General features: G+C 69.2%; 21 protein-coding genes and 3 tRNA genes. 9 read left to right on the forward strand and 15 right to left on the reverse strand.

Annotated features, from left to right (window positions below; translation table 11 throughout):
* Positions 1-16 precede the first annotated feature (16 nt).
* The 6 genes from BLT28_RS25485 to BLT28_RS25510 form a co-directional block, all read right to left on the reverse strand.
* Complete coding sequence (locus BLT28_RS25485; RefSeq protein ID WP_030427363.1) at positions 17-457, reverse strand: MaoC/PaaZ C-terminal domain-containing protein; 441 nt, start codon at positions 455-457, stop codon at positions 17-19.
* A complete protein-coding gene (locus tag BLT28_RS25490; protein ID WP_030427362.1) occupies positions 454-927 on the reverse strand; it encodes an FAS1-like dehydratase domain-containing protein in 474 nt (157 codons plus the stop codon). Before BLT28_RS25490 ends, BLT28_RS25485 begins: the two co-directional genes overlap by 4 nt.
* Positions 928-1,024: 97 nt before the next feature.
* Positions 1,025-1,189 (reverse strand): 50S ribosomal protein L33, encoded by a 165-nt coding sequence (gene rpmG, locus BLT28_RS25495; protein ID WP_025361417.1) that lies wholly within the window; start codon positions 1,187-1,189, stop codon positions 1,025-1,027.
* A gap of 184 nt (positions 1,190-1,373) precedes the next feature.
* A tRNA-Met gene (locus BLT28_RS25500) sits at positions 1,374-1,446 on the reverse strand.
* A gap of 78 nt (positions 1,447-1,524) precedes the next feature.
* Positions 1,525-1,597: transfer RNA gene (locus BLT28_RS25505), tRNA-Thr, on the reverse strand.
* Positions 1,598-1,661: 64 nt separating this feature from the next.
* Positions 1,662-4,298, reverse strand: coding sequence for a putative bifunctional diguanylate cyclase/phosphodiesterase (locus BLT28_RS25510; protein WP_030427361.1), 2,637 nt, complete (start codon positions 4,296-4,298; stop codon positions 1,662-1,664).
* A gap of 380 nt (positions 4,299-4,678) precedes the next feature.
* On the opposite strand from BLT28_RS25510, the gene BLT28_RS25515 reads away from it, so the two are divergent.
* Entirely contained in the window at positions 4,679-5,065 is a 387-nt protein-coding gene (locus BLT28_RS25515) for an SSI family serine proteinase inhibitor (protein WP_030427360.1), read from the forward strand.
* A gap of 189 nt (positions 5,066-5,254) precedes the next feature.
* On the opposite strand, the gene BLT28_RS25520 is transcribed toward BLT28_RS25515, so the two are convergent.
* Positions 5,255-5,335 (reverse strand) — tRNA-Tyr (locus tag BLT28_RS25520).
* Positions 5,336-5,464: 129 nt separating this feature from the next.
* Between BLT28_RS25520 and BLT28_RS25525 the strand changes: the two genes are divergently transcribed.
* Both BLT28_RS25525 and rfbA read left to right on the forward strand, forming a co-directional pair.
* Positions 5,465-5,956, forward strand: coding sequence for a YajQ family cyclic di-GMP-binding protein (locus BLT28_RS25525; RefSeq protein ID WP_030427359.1), 492 nt, complete (start codon positions 5,465-5,467; stop codon positions 5,954-5,956).
* Entirely contained in the window at positions 5,956-6,837 is an 882-nt protein-coding gene (rfbA, locus tag BLT28_RS25530; RefSeq protein ID WP_030427358.1) for a glucose-1-phosphate thymidylyltransferase RfbA, read from the forward strand. Before BLT28_RS25525 ends, rfbA begins: the two co-directional genes overlap by 1 nt.
* A 1-nt stretch (position 6,838) precedes the next feature.
* Here rfbA and htpX read toward each other — a convergent pair whose 3' ends face one another.
* The 4 genes from htpX to BLT28_RS25550 form a co-directional block, all read right to left on the reverse strand.
* A complete protein-coding gene (gene htpX, locus BLT28_RS25535) occupies positions 6,839-7,717 on the reverse strand; it encodes a zinc metalloprotease HtpX (protein WP_030427357.1) in 879 nt (292 codons plus the stop codon).
* Positions 7,718-7,810: 93 nt separating this feature from the next.
* Positions 7,811-8,245 carry a 4Fe-4S binding protein gene (locus tag BLT28_RS25540; protein WP_052406882.1) on the reverse strand — a complete coding sequence of 145 codons (435 nt, stop codon included), beginning with the start codon at positions 8,243-8,245 and terminating at the stop codon, positions 7,811-7,813.
* A complete protein-coding gene (locus tag BLT28_RS25545; RefSeq protein ID WP_030427355.1) occupies positions 8,242-8,814 on the reverse strand; it encodes an NADH-quinone oxidoreductase subunit C in 573 nt (190 codons plus the stop codon). The genes BLT28_RS25540 and BLT28_RS25545 overlap by 4 nt, the downstream gene beginning before the upstream one ends.
* Positions 8,811-9,248 carry an NADH-quinone oxidoreductase subunit B gene (locus tag BLT28_RS25550; protein ID WP_052406881.1) on the reverse strand — a complete coding sequence of 146 codons (438 nt, stop codon included), beginning with the start codon at positions 9,246-9,248 and terminating at the stop codon, positions 8,811-8,813. The genes BLT28_RS25545 and BLT28_RS25550 overlap by 4 nt, the downstream gene beginning before the upstream one ends.
* Positions 9,249-9,434: 186 nt before the next feature.
* On the opposite strand from BLT28_RS25550, the gene BLT28_RS25555 reads away from it, so the two are divergent.
* The gene (locus tag BLT28_RS25555) at positions 9,435-10,172 is read left to right on the forward strand and encodes a GntR family transcriptional regulator (protein ID WP_231950893.1); all 738 of its coding nucleotides are present in this window, start codon (positions 9,435-9,437) and stop codon (positions 10,170-10,172) included.
* Between the two features lie 274 nt (positions 10,173-10,446).
* On the opposite strand, the gene BLT28_RS25560 is transcribed toward BLT28_RS25555, so the two are convergent.
* Positions 10,447-10,929, reverse strand: a complete 483-nt coding sequence (locus tag BLT28_RS25560; RefSeq protein ID WP_030427352.1) for a hypothetical protein — start codon at positions 10,927-10,929, stop codon at positions 10,447-10,449.
* A gap of 212 nt (positions 10,930-11,141) precedes the next feature.
* On the opposite strand from BLT28_RS25560, the gene BLT28_RS25565 reads away from it, so the two are divergent.
* Entirely contained in the window at positions 11,142-12,215 is a 1,074-nt protein-coding gene (locus tag BLT28_RS25565; RefSeq protein ID WP_081900023.1) for a LysR family transcriptional regulator, read from the forward strand.
* 118 nt (positions 12,216-12,333) lie between these two features.
* Positions 12,334-12,909, forward strand: coding sequence for a dihydrofolate reductase family protein (locus BLT28_RS25570; RefSeq protein WP_030427350.1), 576 nt, complete (start codon positions 12,334-12,336; stop codon positions 12,907-12,909).
* 221 nt (positions 12,910-13,130) lie between these two features.
* On the opposite strand, the gene BLT28_RS25575 is transcribed toward BLT28_RS25570, so the two are convergent.
* The 3 genes from BLT28_RS25575 to ddaH all read right to left on the reverse strand — a co-directional run bounded on the left by BLT28_RS25575 (position 13,131) and on the right by ddaH (position 14,852).
* Positions 13,131-13,352, reverse strand: a complete 222-nt coding sequence (locus tag BLT28_RS25575) for a hypothetical protein (protein WP_156050519.1) — start codon at positions 13,350-13,352, stop codon at positions 13,131-13,133.
* Between the two features lie 62 nt (positions 13,353-13,414).
* Complete coding sequence (locus tag BLT28_RS25580) at positions 13,415-13,849, reverse strand: beta/gamma crystallin domain-containing protein (protein ID WP_156050517.1); 435 nt, start codon at positions 13,847-13,849, stop codon at positions 13,415-13,417.
* Positions 13,850-13,979: 130 nt separating this feature from the next.
* On the reverse strand, positions 13,980-14,852 hold the full coding sequence (ddaH, locus tag BLT28_RS25585; RefSeq protein ID WP_197683897.1) for a dimethylargininase: 873 nt from the start codon (positions 14,850-14,852) through the stop codon (positions 13,980-13,982).
* Positions 14,853-14,926: 74 nt separating this feature from the next.
* Between ddaH and BLT28_RS25590 the strand changes: the two genes are divergently transcribed.
* The 3 genes from BLT28_RS25590 to BLT28_RS25600 are packed head-to-tail and all read left to right on the forward strand — an operon-like array spanning position 14,927 to position 16,500.
* The gene (locus BLT28_RS25590; protein WP_030427346.1) at positions 14,927-15,379 is read left to right on the forward strand and encodes an Lrp/AsnC family transcriptional regulator; all 453 of its coding nucleotides are present in this window, start codon (positions 14,927-14,929) and stop codon (positions 15,377-15,379) included.
* Positions 15,380-15,382: 3 nt separating this feature from the next.
* A complete protein-coding gene (locus tag BLT28_RS25595; protein ID WP_030427345.1) occupies positions 15,383-15,742 on the forward strand; it encodes a GntR family transcriptional regulator in 360 nt (119 codons plus the stop codon).
* A gap of 8 nt (positions 15,743-15,750) precedes the next feature.
* On the forward strand, positions 15,751-16,500 hold the full coding sequence (locus BLT28_RS25600) for an enoyl-CoA hydratase (protein ID WP_030427344.1): 750 nt from the start codon (positions 15,751-15,753) through the stop codon (positions 16,498-16,500).
* Positions 16,501-16,741 lie beyond the last annotated feature (241 nt).

Below are 16,741 nucleotides of genomic sequence, written 5' to 3' on the forward strand. Positions count from 1 at the left end.
CGTGTCTGCGGGCGGATCAGGCCAGGCGGACGACGGCGTAGCAGCGACCGAAGATCAACTGGCCCTCGCACTTGGCGTAGATGTCCACCCGCGCGGTGTTGTCCTCGTTGACCAGGCCGACCTTGGCGGTGACCTCGATCGTGGTGCCCGCCTCGTCGTCGGGCACGACCACCGGGCGGCCGAACCGGGCCTGGTAGTCGATGACCGCTGCCGGGTCGCCGACCCAGTCGGTGACGATCTTGGCGACCATGCCCATGGTGAGCAGGCCGTGCGCGATGACGCCGGGCAGCCCGGCCTCCTTGGCGCGCTTGTCGCTGTAGTGGATGAAGTTGCAGTCGCTGGAGATGCCGGAGTACCGGATCAGGTCCCTGCGGGTGACCTTCAGCGTCAGCGGCGGCAGCTGGTCGCCCTTGCTGACGTCGGCGGCCCGGCGCAGACCGGTCGTGGTGGTGCTCATGCGTCCTTCCCTTCACCGAGGCCGATGCCGTCGCCGCGGACGATCAGGGTGGCGATCACGGTGCCGACCTTCTCGCCCTCCTCGGTCGCGAACTCCGACCGGAGCACGAGGTAGTCGTTGCCCGCCCTGCTGGTGATGTCGTCGACGTGGGCCGTGCTGGTGAGCCGGTCCCCCGGCCGCACCGGCCGGTGCAGGACGAAGCGCTGGGCCCCGTGCACCATCCGGCTGTAGTCCAGGCCCAGGTCGGGATCGTCGGTGACAACGTGGTGCGACCGGGTCGCGAGGACGCTCAGGAACGTCGGTGATGCAACGGAGTCGGGGTGCCCGATCGCCTTGGCGGCCTCGGGGTCCCGGTACACGGGGTTCACGTCGCTGACGGCGTACGCGAACTCGATGATGTTCTGCCTGCCGACCTCGTAGATCCACGGCAGCCGGTACGAACGACCGACGAAAGACTTGTTTAGCGCCACGGAGGGGCAGATTACCCGGTGAACGACAACTGCCCCGCACACCGGCGGGGCAGTTGGTCGAGGCTGTGAACCAGGCCGCGGGAAGGCGGCCGCTGGGTCAGCGGGTCTCCTTGTGGGCCCGGTGCGTCCCGCAGTTCGGGCAGAACTTCTTGATCTCGAGGCGGTCGGGGTCGTTCCGCCGGTTCTTGCGGGTGATGTAGTTGCGGTGCTTGCACTCCTCGCACGCCAACGTGATCTTAGGGCGAACATCAGTCGCGGCCACGGCGCGCCTCTCTCTCCATCAGTACATCCCCACAAGCAGCAGGGTCGTTCTCCAAGTCCCACCAAGGATAAGTGGGGGGTCCGGGGGCCCCGCCCCCGGCTGGGGTCTGGGGGCCAGGCCCCCAGTGTGATGCGGATTCGAGTCAGGTCCGCGCTTTCCGCGGACACGACTCGGCCACTCGAAGTAGCGGTGGCCGGACTTGAACCGGCGACACAGCGATTATGAGCCGCTTGCTCTACCACCTGAGCTACACCGCTTCGTACGACTCGCGCCGTACCTTTTACGTGAGTAAGCCGCGCTGCCAGCTGAACTGAGCATCGCGGCTGTCCTCATCGAGCCCCAAAACGGAATCGAACCGTTGACCTTCTCCTTACCATGGAGACGCTCTGCCGACTGAGCTATTGGGGCCTGTCTGGCGAAGCAAGAGGAACCTTACACACCCTTGGCGCGCCGACAAAATCGGGGGGGCCGATCACCGGACCAAGGTGAGGACCATCTCATCGTGCCTGCCCCGCGCGCGGATGGTGCGGGCCCGCAACCAGGCCTCGAAGCGGTCCTCGGCCAGCGGCCGGGAGATCAGGTAGCCCTGGGCGATGTCACAGCCCATACCGACCAGCTGCTCCCGCGCCGCGTCGTCCTCGACGCCCTCGGCGACCACGGTCAGGCCGAGTGAGTGCCCCAGCTCGACGATGGAACGCACCACGGCCATGTCGCCGAGGTCGGTGCCCATGCCGAGCACGAAGCTCTTGTCGATCTTCACCTCGTCCACCGGGAGCTGCCGGAGGTAGGCCAGCGAGGAGTACCCGGTGCCGAAGTCGTCGACGGCGAGCACCACGCCCAGCGCGTGCAGCCTGCGCAGCACCGGCAGCGAGCGCTCCGGGTCGGCCATCACGCCGGACTCGGTGAGTTCGAAGGTGAGCAGCCTCGGCGGCACGTCGTGACGGCGCAGCGCGTCCGCGACGCGATCGGGGAAGGTCTCGTCGGCCAGGTTGCGCACGGACAGGTTGACCGCCGCGGACAGCCTCAGCCCCCGGTCCAGCCACTGCCGCACGCGGACCAGCGAGCACTCCATGACGAAGCCGGTGAGCGCGTCGACCAGGCCGGTCGCCTCCACCGCGGGCACGAACTCGTCGGGGTCGAGCGGGCCGTACTCCGGGTGCCGCCAGCGGACGAGGGCCTCGACGCCCACCACCTCGCGGCTCGGCAGCGCGACCTTGGGCTGGTAGTGCACGGTGACCTGACCGCTGTCGAGCGCGTGCCGGAACTGGGTGACGAGTTCGAAGCGGCGCTTGAACATCTGGCCCATGGCGGGCACGTAGGCGCGCACGGCGTCGTCGCCCGCCTTCGCCTGCCGCACCGCGACGTCGGCGCGCTGGATGAGGGTGTCGACGTCGAGTTCGGGCTCGCCGTCCTCCTCGGCGCTCAGCACGTAGCCGACGACGGCGCTGGCCTCGACGGTCAGCCGGTCGACCGGGTAGGGCGCGGCGACCTGGGCGCGCAGCCGCGCGGAGAGCCGGTGCGCTTCCTCGGCGTCGCAGTCGATCAGCAACGCCGCGAACGCCCCGCCTTCGAGCCGGGCGAGCGGGACGTCGGGGCCGAACGCCTCGCGGAGCCGCCTGCCCGCGGCGACGACCATGCGGTCTCCCCATGCGTGCCCCAGTGCGTCACTGACGGTCGAGAGCACGTCGAGGTCGATGCGCAGCACCACGGACTTCGGATGGGTCCGCAGTGGTTCCGCCGCGGCCTCGCGGAAGCCTGGCCGGTTTAGCAGCCCGGTCAGCGGGTCGTGATAGGCGTCGTGCCGCAGCCTCGCCAGCAGGCGGCGGTTGTCCATCGCCGTGGCGAGGTGGCTCGCGAGCGTCCTGAGCAGACGCACGTCCGCCCGGCCGAAGCCACGCCAGCGGCTGAGCCGGTCGTGCGCCTCAACAGCGCCGAGGAGCTGGTTGGCTCCGCGCAACGGCACGACGAGCGCTTCGTGCGCGCCACGGCGGGCGAGCGCCTCACGGACGTCGTCCGGGGCGTCGACGGTGCGGAAGTAGCGAACGTGCGCGCCGGGCAGCTGGAGCATCGGGTCGTCGCGCAGGCCGAGCGAGTCGTTCTGCGGAGCGTCCTCGGGCAACGGCTCCCCCGCGACGAGCGAGCGCACTCCGGCCGGCGCGTCCGGCCGCAGGTGCAGCACCACGCGCGCGGCGTTGAGCTGCTCGCGGATGCGCTCGGCGATCTGCTGCCACTCATCGCTGGCGCTCTCCGTCTGGGTGTCCTCCGGCTCTCCGGTCGGCCTGCTCGCGGCCTGCTGACCGGACCGCGCCACGGTGAGGCTGACGTCACTGAGGGCTTCCAGGTCGCGCTGCTCCCGCAGGAGACCGGAGTAAGCGCGGTAGAGCAGGACGAGCGCGGCCGAGACGAGCACCAGCAGCACCCAGCCCCAAGGACCGCGCGTGCTGACCTCGTAACCGACCAGTCCGACCGAGGTGTTGAGCAGGCCGACGACCAGGGTGCGCAGACCGAGCCGCACCGCGCCGCCGACGCGCAGCTCACCGCCGAGGACGTGGACCGCGGCGAGCGCGAAGGCCACGCTGACCATGGGAGAGGCCACGGTGCCCGCGACCGCGCCGAGCCAGTACGGTCCGCTGGTCACAGCCGTGCTGACCAGGTGGGCGATGCTGAACGGGACCGCGATCTCCAGGCACATCACGCCGGCGTTGTAGACGACGTGGTCGCCGCCCCTGCGGCTGAGCTGGGCACCGAGGCCCGCGAGCAGGTGCGCGCCGAGCACGACCTCGAACGGCGCGGTGAGCAGGCCGAGCACCAGGGGGATCTCGGTGAAGGAAATGGTCCAGCCGACGGTGCGGACGTCGACGTCGATGGTGAGCTGCTCGGCCAGCAGGAAGCCGAGCACCAGCAACGGGCCGATCCACAGCAGCTCCGGGCCGAAGTCCGCGCGCAGCCAGGTACCGACCCCCGCCGTCGCAAGAACACCCACGAGCAGGACGAGCCAGGAGAACCTGGCGAAGGTCCGCCCGCGCGCTGCCGGATCACCGGACAGCCCCAGCGGTCGCGGCGCGTCCGGCGAGGATTCCGGGTCAATCGGGCGGCGACGATCGGACATCCAGCCTCCTCATCGCGTTGCCGCGAACGGCAACCCACGGTGCCTGCCGATCGTGACCGACCACGGGCATCTTGACTAGAGCGTCTGGAGGTCAACTTCACCCCAACAGGCGAAAGCCGCCGGGTGACCATGGACGCGTAAAGGGACCCTCGCCAACCATCAGGGCCCCTTTTACCTGCGACTATACCTCTGCTGGGGTAACGTTTACCCGGTCGAGTTGCCTACTCCCCCGACACAGAGTGATCACGTGATGATCTCAGCCACAGGGAGCCCCGGTCACTGACGCGGGTGTTACCCGCTGGTCCGCCCGGCCGCGCGGGCGCGCCGGAGGTACACCGGGACCAACCGGACACCCCGTTCCGGAGGTCCCAGGAGGAGTCATGACAACCCCGCGCGCGTTGTTCACCGCCACCGTGGCGGCCGTCGCGGCGGCCACCGTCCTGTCCGCGCCCGCCACCGCGGCCGATAAGGACACCACCCTGGAGCTGATGCTGGTGCACGGCGACCAGGTCCGCCGGACGACGCTGACCTGCCAGCCCCACGGCGGCACCCACCCCGATGCCGTGGCCGCCTGCGCGGACCTGCAACAGGCCCAGGGCAACTTCGCCAAGCTCCCCGGCGTCAAGGACAAGACCTGCACCATGGAGTACAACCCCGTGGACGCGAAGGCCATGGGCACCTGGCGCGGCGTCCCGGTGGAGTTCAACCGCCACTTCGGCAACCCGTGCACGCTCAACGCCGAAACCGGCCCCGTCTTCCGCTTCTAGCCACGACGCGACCGCCCCGAGCGGCCCCACCCAGCGCAACCACCCGAAGCGAACCCGAACAAGGCTCCTACGCCGGCCGGGGGTCCGGGGGCGAAGCCTCCCGGGCGGGGTCTGGGGGTTGCACCCCCAGAAATGTGACGAGCCGACCAGGCTCACGTTGTCCGTGAGCATGGTCGGCTCTCGCGCGAGTGGCGGGTAGAGGATTCGAACCTCTGTAGCTTTCGCGACGGATTTACAGTCCGCTCCCATTGGCCGCTCGGGCAACCCGCCCCGCTCGCAGGAGAGAGCTTACATAGCGGGCGCGAGCGGATTGGGAGGGGGGCCACCCGGTAGCGTCTTGGGGCGCAGGCGCCCGCTCCGGCGGGCGCGTCCAGCCCTCTGAACAGGAAGGACTTCGACGTGGCAGACCCCTCGTTCGACGTGGTGAGCAAGGTCGAGCACCAGGAGGTGGACAACGCGCTGAACCAGGCGGCCAAGGAGCTGTCCACCCGGTTCGACTTCCGGGGCACCGGCTCGGAGATCACCTGGGCCGGCGAGGAGGCGGTGACGATCCAGTCCGAGACCGAGGAGCGGTGCCTGGCCGCGATCGACGTCTTCAAGGAGAAGCTGATCAAGCGCGGCATCTCGCTGAAGGCGTTCGAGGTCGGCGAGCCCGCGATCTCCGGCAAGATCTACAAGGTCACCGGCAAGATCATCCAGGGGATCGAGGCGGACAAGGCGAAGAAGATCGCCAAGACCATCCGCGACGAGGGCCCCAAGGGCGTCCAGGCGCAGATCCAGGGCGACCAGCTGCGGGTCACCGGCAAGAAGAAGGACCACCTGCAGGAGGTCATCGCGCTGCTGAAGAACAAGGACTTCGGCATCGCCCTCCAGTTCACGAACTACCGGTAGTGAAGGGGATCATCCTGGCCGGGGGCAGTGGCACCCGTCTGCACCCGATCACGCAGGCGGTGTCCAAGCAGCTGCTCCCGGTCTACGACAAGCCGATGATCTACTACCCGCTGTCCACGCTGATGCTGGCGGGCATCCGGGAGATCCTGATCATCTCCACACCCACCGACCTGCCGATGTTCCGCAGGCTGCTCGGGGACGGCGCGCAGTTCGGCCTCGACCTGCGCTACGCCGAGCAGCCCTCGCCGAACGGGCTGGCCGAGGCGTTCGTGATCGGCGCGGACTTCGTCGGCGAGGACCCGGTCGCGCTGGTGCTCGGCGACAACATCTTCTACGGCCAGGGGTTCTCCGCCCAGCTCCAGCAGCTGGTGGCGGACCTGGACGGCTGCGTGCTGTTCGGTTACCGGGTCAAGGACCCGCAGCGCTACGGCGTCGGCGAGGTCGACGCGGACGGCAGGCTGCTGTCGATCGAGGAGAAGCCGGAGCACCCGAAGTCCAACCGGGCGATCACCGGCCTGTACTTCTACGACAACCAGGTCGTGGAGATCGCCAAGGGGCTCAAGCCGTCCAAGCGCGGCGAGCTGGAGATCACCGACGTCAACCAGACCTACGTGCGACAGGGCAACGCCCGGCTGGTCGACCTGAGCCGCGGCTTCGCGTGGCTGGACACGGGAACGCACGACTCGCTGCTGCAGGCGGGGCAGTTCGTCCAGGTCCTGGAGACGCGGCAGGGCGTGCGCATCGCCTGCCTCGAGGAGATCGCGCTGCGGATGGGCTTCATCGACGCCCAGCAGTGCTTCGCGCTCGGCGAGAAGCTGGCGAAGTCAGGCTACGGCGAGTACGTGATGGAGGTCGCGCGGGCGGCGGGCGCGACCGGCTGAGTCACCAGCCGGGCGGCTGCTGCCTGCCCGCCATCTCCTCCAGCCTGCGCACCCGGTCGGCGATCGGCGGGTGCGTGGAGAACAGCCGCGACATGCCGTCGCCGGGCCGGAACGGGTTGGCGATCATCAGGTGCGACTGGGAGACCAGCCGCGGTTCGGGCGCGAGCGGCGCCAGCTGGGTGCCCAGCTCCAGCTTGCGCAGCGCCGATGCGAGCGCGAGCGGGTCGCCGGTGAGGTGCGCGCCGGACTCGTCGGCCTGGTACTCCCGCGACCGGCTGACCGCGAGCTGGACGATGCTCGCCGCGATCGGCCCGAGCACCGCGATCAGCAGCAGCGCCAGCGGGTTGGGCCGGTCCTCGTCGTCCCCGCCGCCGAACAGCCCGGCGAACATCGCGATGTTGGCGAGGAAGGTCACGACGCCGGCCAGTGCCCCGGCGACGGACGAGATCAGGATGTCGCGGTTGTAGACGTGCGCCAGCTCGTGCCCGAGCACCGCGCGCAGCTCGCGCTCGTCGAGCAGCTCCAGGATTCCCGTGGTGCAGCACACAGCCGCGTGCCGGGGGCTTCGGCCGGTGGCGAAGGCGTTGGGCGCCTCGGTGGGGCTGATGTAGAGCCGCGGCATCGGCTGCCTCGCCGAGGTGGCCAGCTCGCGGACGATCCGGTACATCGCGGGCTGCTCGGCCTGGGACACCGGGCGCGCGTGCATGGCGCGCAGCGCCAGCTTGTCGGAGTTGAAGTAGGCGTAGGCGTTCATGCCGAGCGCCACCACCAGCGCGACCACCAGCCAGCCGCCGCCGAAGAGCGAGCCGACGAGGATGATCAGCGCGCTGAGCCCGCCGAGGAGCAGGGCGGTCCTCACCCCGTTGTAGTGCTTGTGCACGTCGCTCAACCTCCGGATGATGCGCTGTTCCGAGGGTCTGCCCGGTTCTTCGCTTTCCAGTAGGACAACGTCGGCACGGAAGCGGAAGTTCCGTCAGCGGCCCGGGCGGCCGCCGCGCTGAGCGGCCTCGGGGGCGGGTTCGGCCGCCGGGTCCAGCGGCGGTGGCGGGGGCACTGCCGCCACCCACTCGCCCAGCGCGGGACGCTCGTGGACGAGCTCGGCGACGGCTCCGGAACCGTCCGGCGTGCCGGTGCCCGGGTAGTCGAAGTCCGGCGCCCAGTGCAGCGCGTCGAAGGGGCAGACCTCGACGCAGATCCCGCAGTACAGGCACTGCCCGTAGTCGATGGCGAAGCGATCGAGCACGTTGCGCTGCCGAGGCCTCTTGGACCCCGGCTCCTGGACCGTCTCGGTGTGCGAGGTGATGTGCAGGCACCAGTCGGGGCACTCGCGTGCGCAGATCATGCACACCGTGCAGTTCTGCTCCAGCAGCGCGATCACACCGCGGGTGCGGGGTGGCAGGTCGGTCACTGCTGTGGCTCCTCTCGGCGCGGTCCCCAGTCGGGGCCGGGTACTCCGGGCGGGGCGAGGCGGCGTCGGCTCGGCGCGCTGGTGTCGGCCTCGCCCGGTTCCAGGCCGCCCGGCCACGGCCGCACCACTCTGGCCGCGAGCACGAAGTCCTTGCGCAGCGGGTGTCCCGCGAAGGAGTCCGGCAGCAGGAGGCGGCGCGGGTCGGGGTGGCCGGCCAGCGCGATGCCGAACATCTCGGCGGCCTCCCGCTCGTGCCACGCCGCACCGGCCCACACCGACGCGACGCTGGGCAGTGCCGCTCCTGCGGGCAGTTCCGTCCGCAGGAGAAGTCCGGCGCGCTCACGGGGGTGGACGACGTGCAGCGTGACCGCGTGCCGCTCCCCCACCGCACCGGGCCTGCCCGCGTCCTCGACGCCGAGCCAGTCGAACATGCGGCAGCCCAGTGCGTCCTTCGCCGCGAGTGCCGCGTCGCGCCAGCTCTCCAGCGGCACGATCGCGCGCTGCCTGCCGAACTCCAGCCTGGTGGTCACACCGTCCACTTCGGACGCCAGCGCCTCGGCGAGGTTCATGCGGGCACCTGCGAGGTGATCAGGCGGTGCAGTGCGGCCAGCCCTTCGAGCAGCGCCTCCGGCCGCGGCGGACAGCCCGGCACCGCCACGTGCACGGGAAGCAGTTGGTCGATGCCCTTGGTGACCGCGTAGGAGTCCCAGTACGGACCGCCGGTGTTGGAGCACGCGCCGACGGAGAGCACGTACTTCGGCTCCGGCATCGCCCGGTAGGTCTCCAGCACCGCGGGCAGCATCACGTCGGTGACGGTGCCGGAGACGACGAGCACGTGGGCTCGCTCGTCGGTGACCACGGGGGTGACGCCGAGCCGCGTCAGCGCGTCCTCGTCCAGGCCGTGCAACGCCGCCATCACCTCGACACCGCAGCAGGCGAGCCCGAGGTCGAGCACGGTCAGCTCGTAGCTGACGCCCCAGTCGAGGCTCAGGAGGGTTCTCACATCGACCGAGAGTAGGACGAGGAGCTTTTAGGCACCTGCTCAGGGCAGGCCAGCCGGAACCTCGGACAGTAGTCAATTGACTACGGATAGAGAGTACTCTCGGTCGGTGGGGCAGAGGGTTCATTACTGAGCGGGCAATTCGACAGGAAGGCAGTCCCAGTGGCCGATCCGGGCTCTGCGTACCGGGTGAAGTTCCGAGGAATAGCAGACGAGCTGCGCACAGCCATTCTGGCTGGCAAGTATCCGCCTGGTTCCCGTCTCCCGGGAGAGAACGACCTGATGGAGCGCTACGGCGCGGCGCGGATGACCGTGCGCGCCGCGCTGGACGTGCTCAAGAACGAGGGCCTGGCGTGGTCCCGGAGGGGTTCCGGGGTCTACGTCAGGGACGACCGCCTGATCCGCAGGCTGCCGCCGCAGCGGGTCCGCGGGGACGCGCAGGACACGTGCGCGCCGAGGTGGAAGACCGATCCGAGCTCGCTGAGCCTGACCATCGACAGCGTGGACGTGACCGAGCAGGACACGCCCGAGCACGTCGCCAGGGTGCTCGGCATGCCGTCGCAGAGCCGGGTCTGGGTGCGCAGACGGCGCAACCTGGTGGACGGGCGTCCGGTGATGCTGTGCGTGTCGTACTTCCCGGCGCGGCTGGCGGTGGGCACACCGCTCACCAAGATCAACCCTGGGCCGGGTGGCGTGTACGCGCGCCTGCGGGAGCTGGGCAAGCCCGCGATGGTCTTCCGGGAGGAGATCAGGGCGCGCATGCCGCAGGGCGACGAGGTCACCGCGTTGCAGCTGGAGCCGGGCACTCCGCTGATGGTGGTGGCGAGGACCGCGTTCACCGGCAACGGTGAGCCGGTGGAGCTGACGGAGATGACGATGGACGCGGGCAGCTACGTGCTGGAGTACGAGTTCCCCGCACAGCCCTGAGCTCCTGCGCACCGGCGGGCGGCCGGTAGGAGAACAAGGCGGCACGTGAAGCGATATCCGCCCTGATCATGGATTGGGGCCTCGGCGGCTCGCGTTGGGGCGGGCCAGGTTGGGATAATGAGGTCTTAGGGGGTCCCCGGTACCTGGGGGACCCCCGTTCGACGTTTCGGCGCATTGCGGTCCGAATGAGGAAAGAACGGCCCCGAGAATTCGAGGCCGTTCCCCTCACCCCCTGTCGCGGCGCGGGTTCCCCCCTGCGCCGCGAGGCTCTCGGTCAGCGCAACCGCAGCACGTACGCGTCCATGGACGGGACCGCGCGGGCGGTGCCGACCCGCTGGAAGAACTCGTTGCTGGTGGGCAGCCACAGCGCGATCACGGTGCCGACCTGCAGCACCTGGGCGACCATCACCGCGAAAATGATCATCGCCGGGTAGCGGGCGTCGCCGCTGACGAACCCGGCGAGCACGGTGAACACCGCGAGCGCGGTCAGCAGCACCCTGGCCCAGTTCCTGCCCCTGGTGGCCTGCACGCCGAGCAGCATCAGCGCGGAACAGCAGATTCCGTGGAACACGGCGGAGGAGCGCAGGCCCTCGTCGAAACCGGCACCGGTGGCGTCCCCGACGACGCGCGCCAGCTCGTCCGCGTGCGCGAAGGTCAGCACCAGCGAGACGACGGTGGCCACCACCGACGCCGCGACCAGCACGAACGACACCCGCACCGCGGTGGGCGCCGACGACTCCGGCCCGGGGAACGACACAGAAAACTCCTAGCGGGTATATGGCTTTTCCGGAGCCGGGCGAGTACCAAGGAATTTGCCCGGCGACCGCATGACGGGCAGTATTCAAACCATCAGGAACCGCTATTGTCCAGTCGGATAGAATAGACTTACCGATCAGTTCGGATTGAAATGGAATCAAGTTCAGCTCAACTGGACTCCGCACCAGTTGGCCAGACGGAAAAGGACTCGACGTGAGCGCCGCCCCCGGACCGGATCCGTTGGAGGACCGGGCACTGGACCGGCTGCTGGACTGCCCAGCGGCTCTGCTGGACGTCACCTTCGACCAGCTGCGCACCCTGCTGGTCGTGCACGAGAAGGGCTCCGCACTGCGCGCGGCCCGCACACTGGGGCGGGACCAGTCGAGCGTGCAGAAGCAGCTCGACACGCTCAACCGGAACTTCCACGCGCTGTGCGGGACGGCGCTGGTGGAGAAGCGCGGGCGCGGGCAGGACTTCCTGTTCACCCCGGTCGGCAGGAGCGCGGTGGAGCTGACCAGGAAGGCGCTGGAGGGCGGGCTGGACGCGATCCAGAGCTGGCGGCACCAGCTCGGCAGGACGCTGACGGTCGGGACGACCCGGTTCACCCTGGAGTACCTGGGGCAGGCGTGGGGGCACGTGGCCGAGGAGTTCCGGGCCCGGGAGATCGAGCTGCGCATCGTGCACATCCGCTCGAAGGACCTGTGGGGCAAGCTCGACACCGGCGAAGTGGACCTGGTGTGCGGCACCACGATCGTCGATCCGGCGGACAGCGGTGAGCTGGACCGGTTCGAGGTGCTGCCGTGGTGGCGGCAGAGCAGGCCGGTGGTGCTGACCAACCTCTCCGAGGAGGAGCTGCCCGGCCGGGTGGTGGACGCGAAGCGGCTGCGGAAGCTGCCGATGATCCTGCCGTCCGCGGGCATGGTGAACGACTTCCTGCGCCGGTGGTACGGGCCGGAGTACCGGGCCCAGCTCACAGTGGCCGCGGAGATCGAGGAGATCCACTACGGCACGACGCTGCTGCGCTCGCGGCTGGCGCGAGGCTGCATGGTGGTCACCCAGGGCGTCGGCCAGGCGGCGCTGGACGGGCAGTTCGGCGAGTCGGTGCCGTTGCGCGTTCTCGAACTCGACGACGAGTCGCGACCCCGGTTGCAGCAGTTCACCGGCGTGTTCGCGCGCAAGGGCGAGCGCGCGAAGCACACTGCGGACCACCCGCTGAACCTGCTGTGGACGGCGTTCGAGAAGGAGTCACCGTCGCACCTGGCGAATGTTGATCAACCAGTTGGCTGATCTTGTCATCTTCCCGGATGGCAGGCGCGCGGAAATTTCTCGGCGCGAGGTGTCGATTCCGTCGGGTGCCCGTTCGACGCTCTGGTGACAGCAGGTCCGACAAAGCAAGGAGCACCCCATGCGCACCCTGATCTCCACCGCGTTCATCTCGCTCGACGGCGTCGTGGAAGGCCCCGGCGGGGAGCCCGGCTACCGCAACTCGGGCTGGACCTTCCAGGGCATCGAGTTCGACCCGACCGCCTACGAGCTCAAGAGCCGCGAGCAGGAGCAGGCCACCGCGATGCTGCTGGGCCGCGTCAGCTACCAGGCGTTCTCCCCGGTGTGGCCGGACATGACCGAGGAGTTCCCCGGCTACAACGCGATGCCGAAGTACGTCGTGTCGACGACGCTGAAGGAGGAGGACCTGGTCGCCAACTGGGGCGAGACCACGATCCTGCGGTCCCTCGACGACGTCGCCGCGCTCAAGCGGACCGAAGGCGGGCCGATCATCGTGCACGGCAGCGCCGCGCTGAACCGCGATCTTTCCGACGCCGGCCTGATCGACCGCTACCACCTGCTCGTCTTCCCGGTCCTGCTGGGCGCGGGCAAGCGGCTGTTCAGCGAGACCGACAAGGACAAGCAGAGCCTCAAGCTGGTCGAGAGCGAGTCCTACGGCAACGGCGTCCAGAAGCTGGTCTACGACGTCACCCGCTGATCAGAGATCCGTGAAGCCCCGCCGACCAGCTCGGCGGGGCTTCGCGTGGTCGAGCCGACAGCAGGCCGTCACGCCCCGTGGAATCAGAAGATCTGGATCCTGGTCACGGTGATGAGATCCGGAAAGCCGTAAGCGGTGAACGTCGACAAGTCAGCCTCGCCCCGCTGACCCGCCTTGGTCGTGTGGGTGACCCGAACGCGGTTGTTGTTGGTATCGACCAACTACACGTCGGGGATCGACACGTCCACGACACCCGCGTTGGCAAAGCAGAACGTGCGCTTCTGCGTGACGGTGATCTCCAAGAAGTCGTTGCCATCGAGGCAGTTGACGAGGTCGATCCTCGCAGCGGCGGCCCGGTCAGCCTGGGTCGCGTGCGCGGTACCGGTCAGCCCGATCGCGGCCGCACACAGCACGAGCGCAGCAGACAATGTCCTCGTCTTCACACAATCCTCCGAACTCGAATGCGCACAATCGCAGGTGGAGGAAATTCCGCACCGGCGCGGAGTCAGAAGATCTCGATCTTCGTCACGGCGACCGGCGGCCAGAAGGCCTCCCGGCCGAACACGTCCAAGCTGATCGAGGACTCTCGCCCCTGGAGGGTCTTGTAGGTGATTCGCACGCTGTTGTTACCGGATTCGACCATCATCACGTCGTAGATGTTCACCACCAAGGTGCCCGCGTTGGCGAAGCACCGCTCGGGCGCGTCCTTGATGAAGATCATCAAGAAATCGGGGCGCAGGTCGCAGTCGGCGGGGTCGATCAGCGCGGTGGCAGTCCGCGCAGCGGCAACCCGATCGGCCTCGGCAGCGTGCGCGGTGCCGGTCAGCCCGACCGCCGCAGCACACAGGACGAGCGCAGCAGACAGCACTCTCATCTTCACCAAAGCCTCCGCATTTAATCCGCGACGCGCGCAGAAATCACATTCGACAGCAATTGTCAAACCCTCATCCGGAAAACAACCACGGAGCCGCCCGTGGGAACAAGGGCTTCACACGGAGATGAAGCCGTATGCCTGAATGAGCGAAAAAGACCCCCGGCGATGAACTCGCCGGGGGTCGCTTGTCGTCGGATCAGGCGCGGATTTCCATGGTGCAGCACTTGGGGCCGCCGCCGGACTTGCGGAGTTCGGAGATGTCGACGTAGTGCGCGCGGAACCCGCGGGCTTCGAGCGCGGTGCCGAGCACGGTGGCCTCGACGGGCAGTACGACGTTGTAGCCGTCGGAGACACCGTTGAGGCCGAGGCACGCGGCGTCGGCCTCGGTGGCGAGGACGGCGTCGGGGAACAACAACTCGAGCACGCGCTGCGAACCGGGCGAGAAGGCGGCCGGGTAGTACGTGACGAGCGGGTTGTCGCGGTCGTCGTCGAGGACGGTGAGCGCGGTGTCGAGGTGGTAGTAGCGCGGGTCGACGAGCTTCAGCGACACGACGGGGACGCCGAGCACCTCCTGCGCCTCCGCGTGCGCGCCGGGGTCGGTGCGGAAGCCGGTGCCCGCGAGCAGGACGCGCCCGCTCCACGCGAAGTCGCCCTCGGCCTCGTTGATGTTGGTCGGCATGACCACGTCGCGGAAGCCGTGCTCGAGGAACCAGCGACGGTAGAACTCGGCCTCACCCGCGCGCTCGGGAGCGCGGAAGCGGGCGCCGAGGACGCGGCCGTGCACGACGGTTCCGGAGTTGGCGGCGAAGACCATGTCGGGCAGGCCGGGCTGCGGCTCGATCTCCTCGACGACGTGGCCGAGGCTCTCGTAGGTCCGCTTCAGCTCCGCCCACTGCTCCAGCGCACGCTCCGTGCTCACCGGTTCGCTGGGGTCCATCCACGGGTTGATCGCGTACTCGACGGTGAAGAACTTGGGGGCGCACATGAGGTAGCGCCGGGTGGTGGGCGTGCGGGCGGCGGCGAGCGCGCTGGCCCCGGACTCGGGGCGGACCTCAACGGCGGACGACATGATTCGAAATCTAAGTGGCGAACAGACCATCGATCAACGCCGCTTCATGCCGAGTAAACGGCAGAATGTTGCGTATGGACTCGATTGACCATCGAATCATTTCGTGCCTCGTGGCAGACGCTCGATCGAGCTACGCCGAGATCGGCTCGACCGTCGGACTGTCGGCTCCCGCGGTGAAGCGGCGGGTGGACAAGCTGCTGGACGCGGGGGTGTTGCGGGGGTTCACCGCGGTGGTGGACCCGGAAGCACTCGGATGGGGGACGGAGGCGTTCGTCGAGGTGCACTGCCACGGCAACATCAGGCCGGGGACGCTGCGCGCGGGGCTGGAGCCGCTGGCGGAGGTGAAGGCCGCCTACACGGTCTCGGGCTCGGCGGACGCGATCGTGCACCTGCGCGCGGCGAGCATCCACCACATGGAAACCGCGCTGGAGCGCCTGCGCGCGGTGGACTTCATCGACCGGACGGTTTCCACGGTGGTGCTGTCCACGTTGCTGGAGCGCCCGGCGACGCCCAAGACGGGAGGCTGAACGGTGGTCGACATCAGCATCGACGCGACGTCCTCGGTTCCGCCCTTCGAACAGCTCCGCGCGCAGCTCGCCCGGCAGATCACCGACCGCACGGTGGCCGTGGGCACCCGGCTCCCCACGGTGCGCAAGCTCGCAGCGGAACTGGGGCTGGCGGTCAACACCGTGGCGCGCGCCTACCGCGAACTCGAAGAGGCTGGCCTGATCGAGACGCGCGGGCGCAACGGCACGTTCGTCAGCGCGGTCGGCGGGCACAGCCAGGCGGCGATCCAGCGCGCGGCCCAGGACTACGCGGCGAAGGTCCGGGCCTTCGGGATCGACCCGGAGGAAGCCGTTCGCGTGGTGCGCGCGGCTCTGGAGCGATAATCGCGCCCATGAGCGGCGAGGTGATCTTGGAGCGACGGGGAGCCGTCGCGGTGGTGACGGTCAGCGATCCGGAGCGGCGCAACGCGCTCACCCTGGACCTGTCGCAGGCGCTCGCCGACACCGTTGCCGCGTGCGAGGCGGATCCAGGGGTCGGGGCGCTCGTGGTGACCGGGGCCCCGCCCGCGTTCTGCGCCGGGGCAGACCTGACGCAGCTCGGCGAGTCCCGAGAGGAGGGGCTGCGGCGGATCTACCGCGGCTTCCTGTCGGTCGCGAACTGCTCGCTGCCGACGGTCGCCGCGGTGAACGGGGCCGCGGTCGGCGCCGGGCTGAACCTGGCGCTCGCCTGCGACGTCCGGATCGCGGGACCGAAGGCGCGCTTCGACGCGCGGTTCCTGAACCTGGGCATCCACCCCGGCGGCGGGATGACGTGGATGCTCCAGCGCCTCGCCGGACCTCAGACGGCGAAGGCGATGGTGCTGTTCGGCGAGATCCTGGACGCCGACGCGGCCGTGCGGCACGGGCTGGTCTGGAGCCGCGCCGAGGACGCCGTCGCCGCTGCCGCGGCGCTGGCGGAACAGGCCGCGTCCGCGCCCAGGGACCTCGCCGTGACAACGAAATCGTCGATGCGGACCACGGCGAGTCTCGGCGAACACGCCGACGCTGTGGAGACCGAGCTCGTGCCGCAGATCGCGTCGATGGACAGCCCGGCGTTCGCCGCGCGGCTGGCCGCGCTCAAGGGGCGGATCTCGCGGAGCTGAGGCTTCCTACTCCTCGGGAACCTCGAGTGTGATCTGGGTTTCCTCAATCGATTCAGGAAAGTGCTGGAACTTACCGTTGACCACAGTGTCACCGGGCGGTAACCGGGCTTACAACGCCCAAGTAAGGCAGGACTACCCTCGGGGGCAGCAGGGTCCGTTGCGCGTGTCCATCGACCGGGACGGGGTCCCTGAATCCAGTGCGGGCCGCAGGCTCCGCGAACCCTGTGAGAGAGGGACCGCC

Source organism: Allokutzneria albata, from assembly GCF_900103775.1.
Lineage (GTDB): Bacteria > Actinomycetota > Actinomycetes > Mycobacteriales > Pseudonocardiaceae > Allokutzneria > Allokutzneria albata.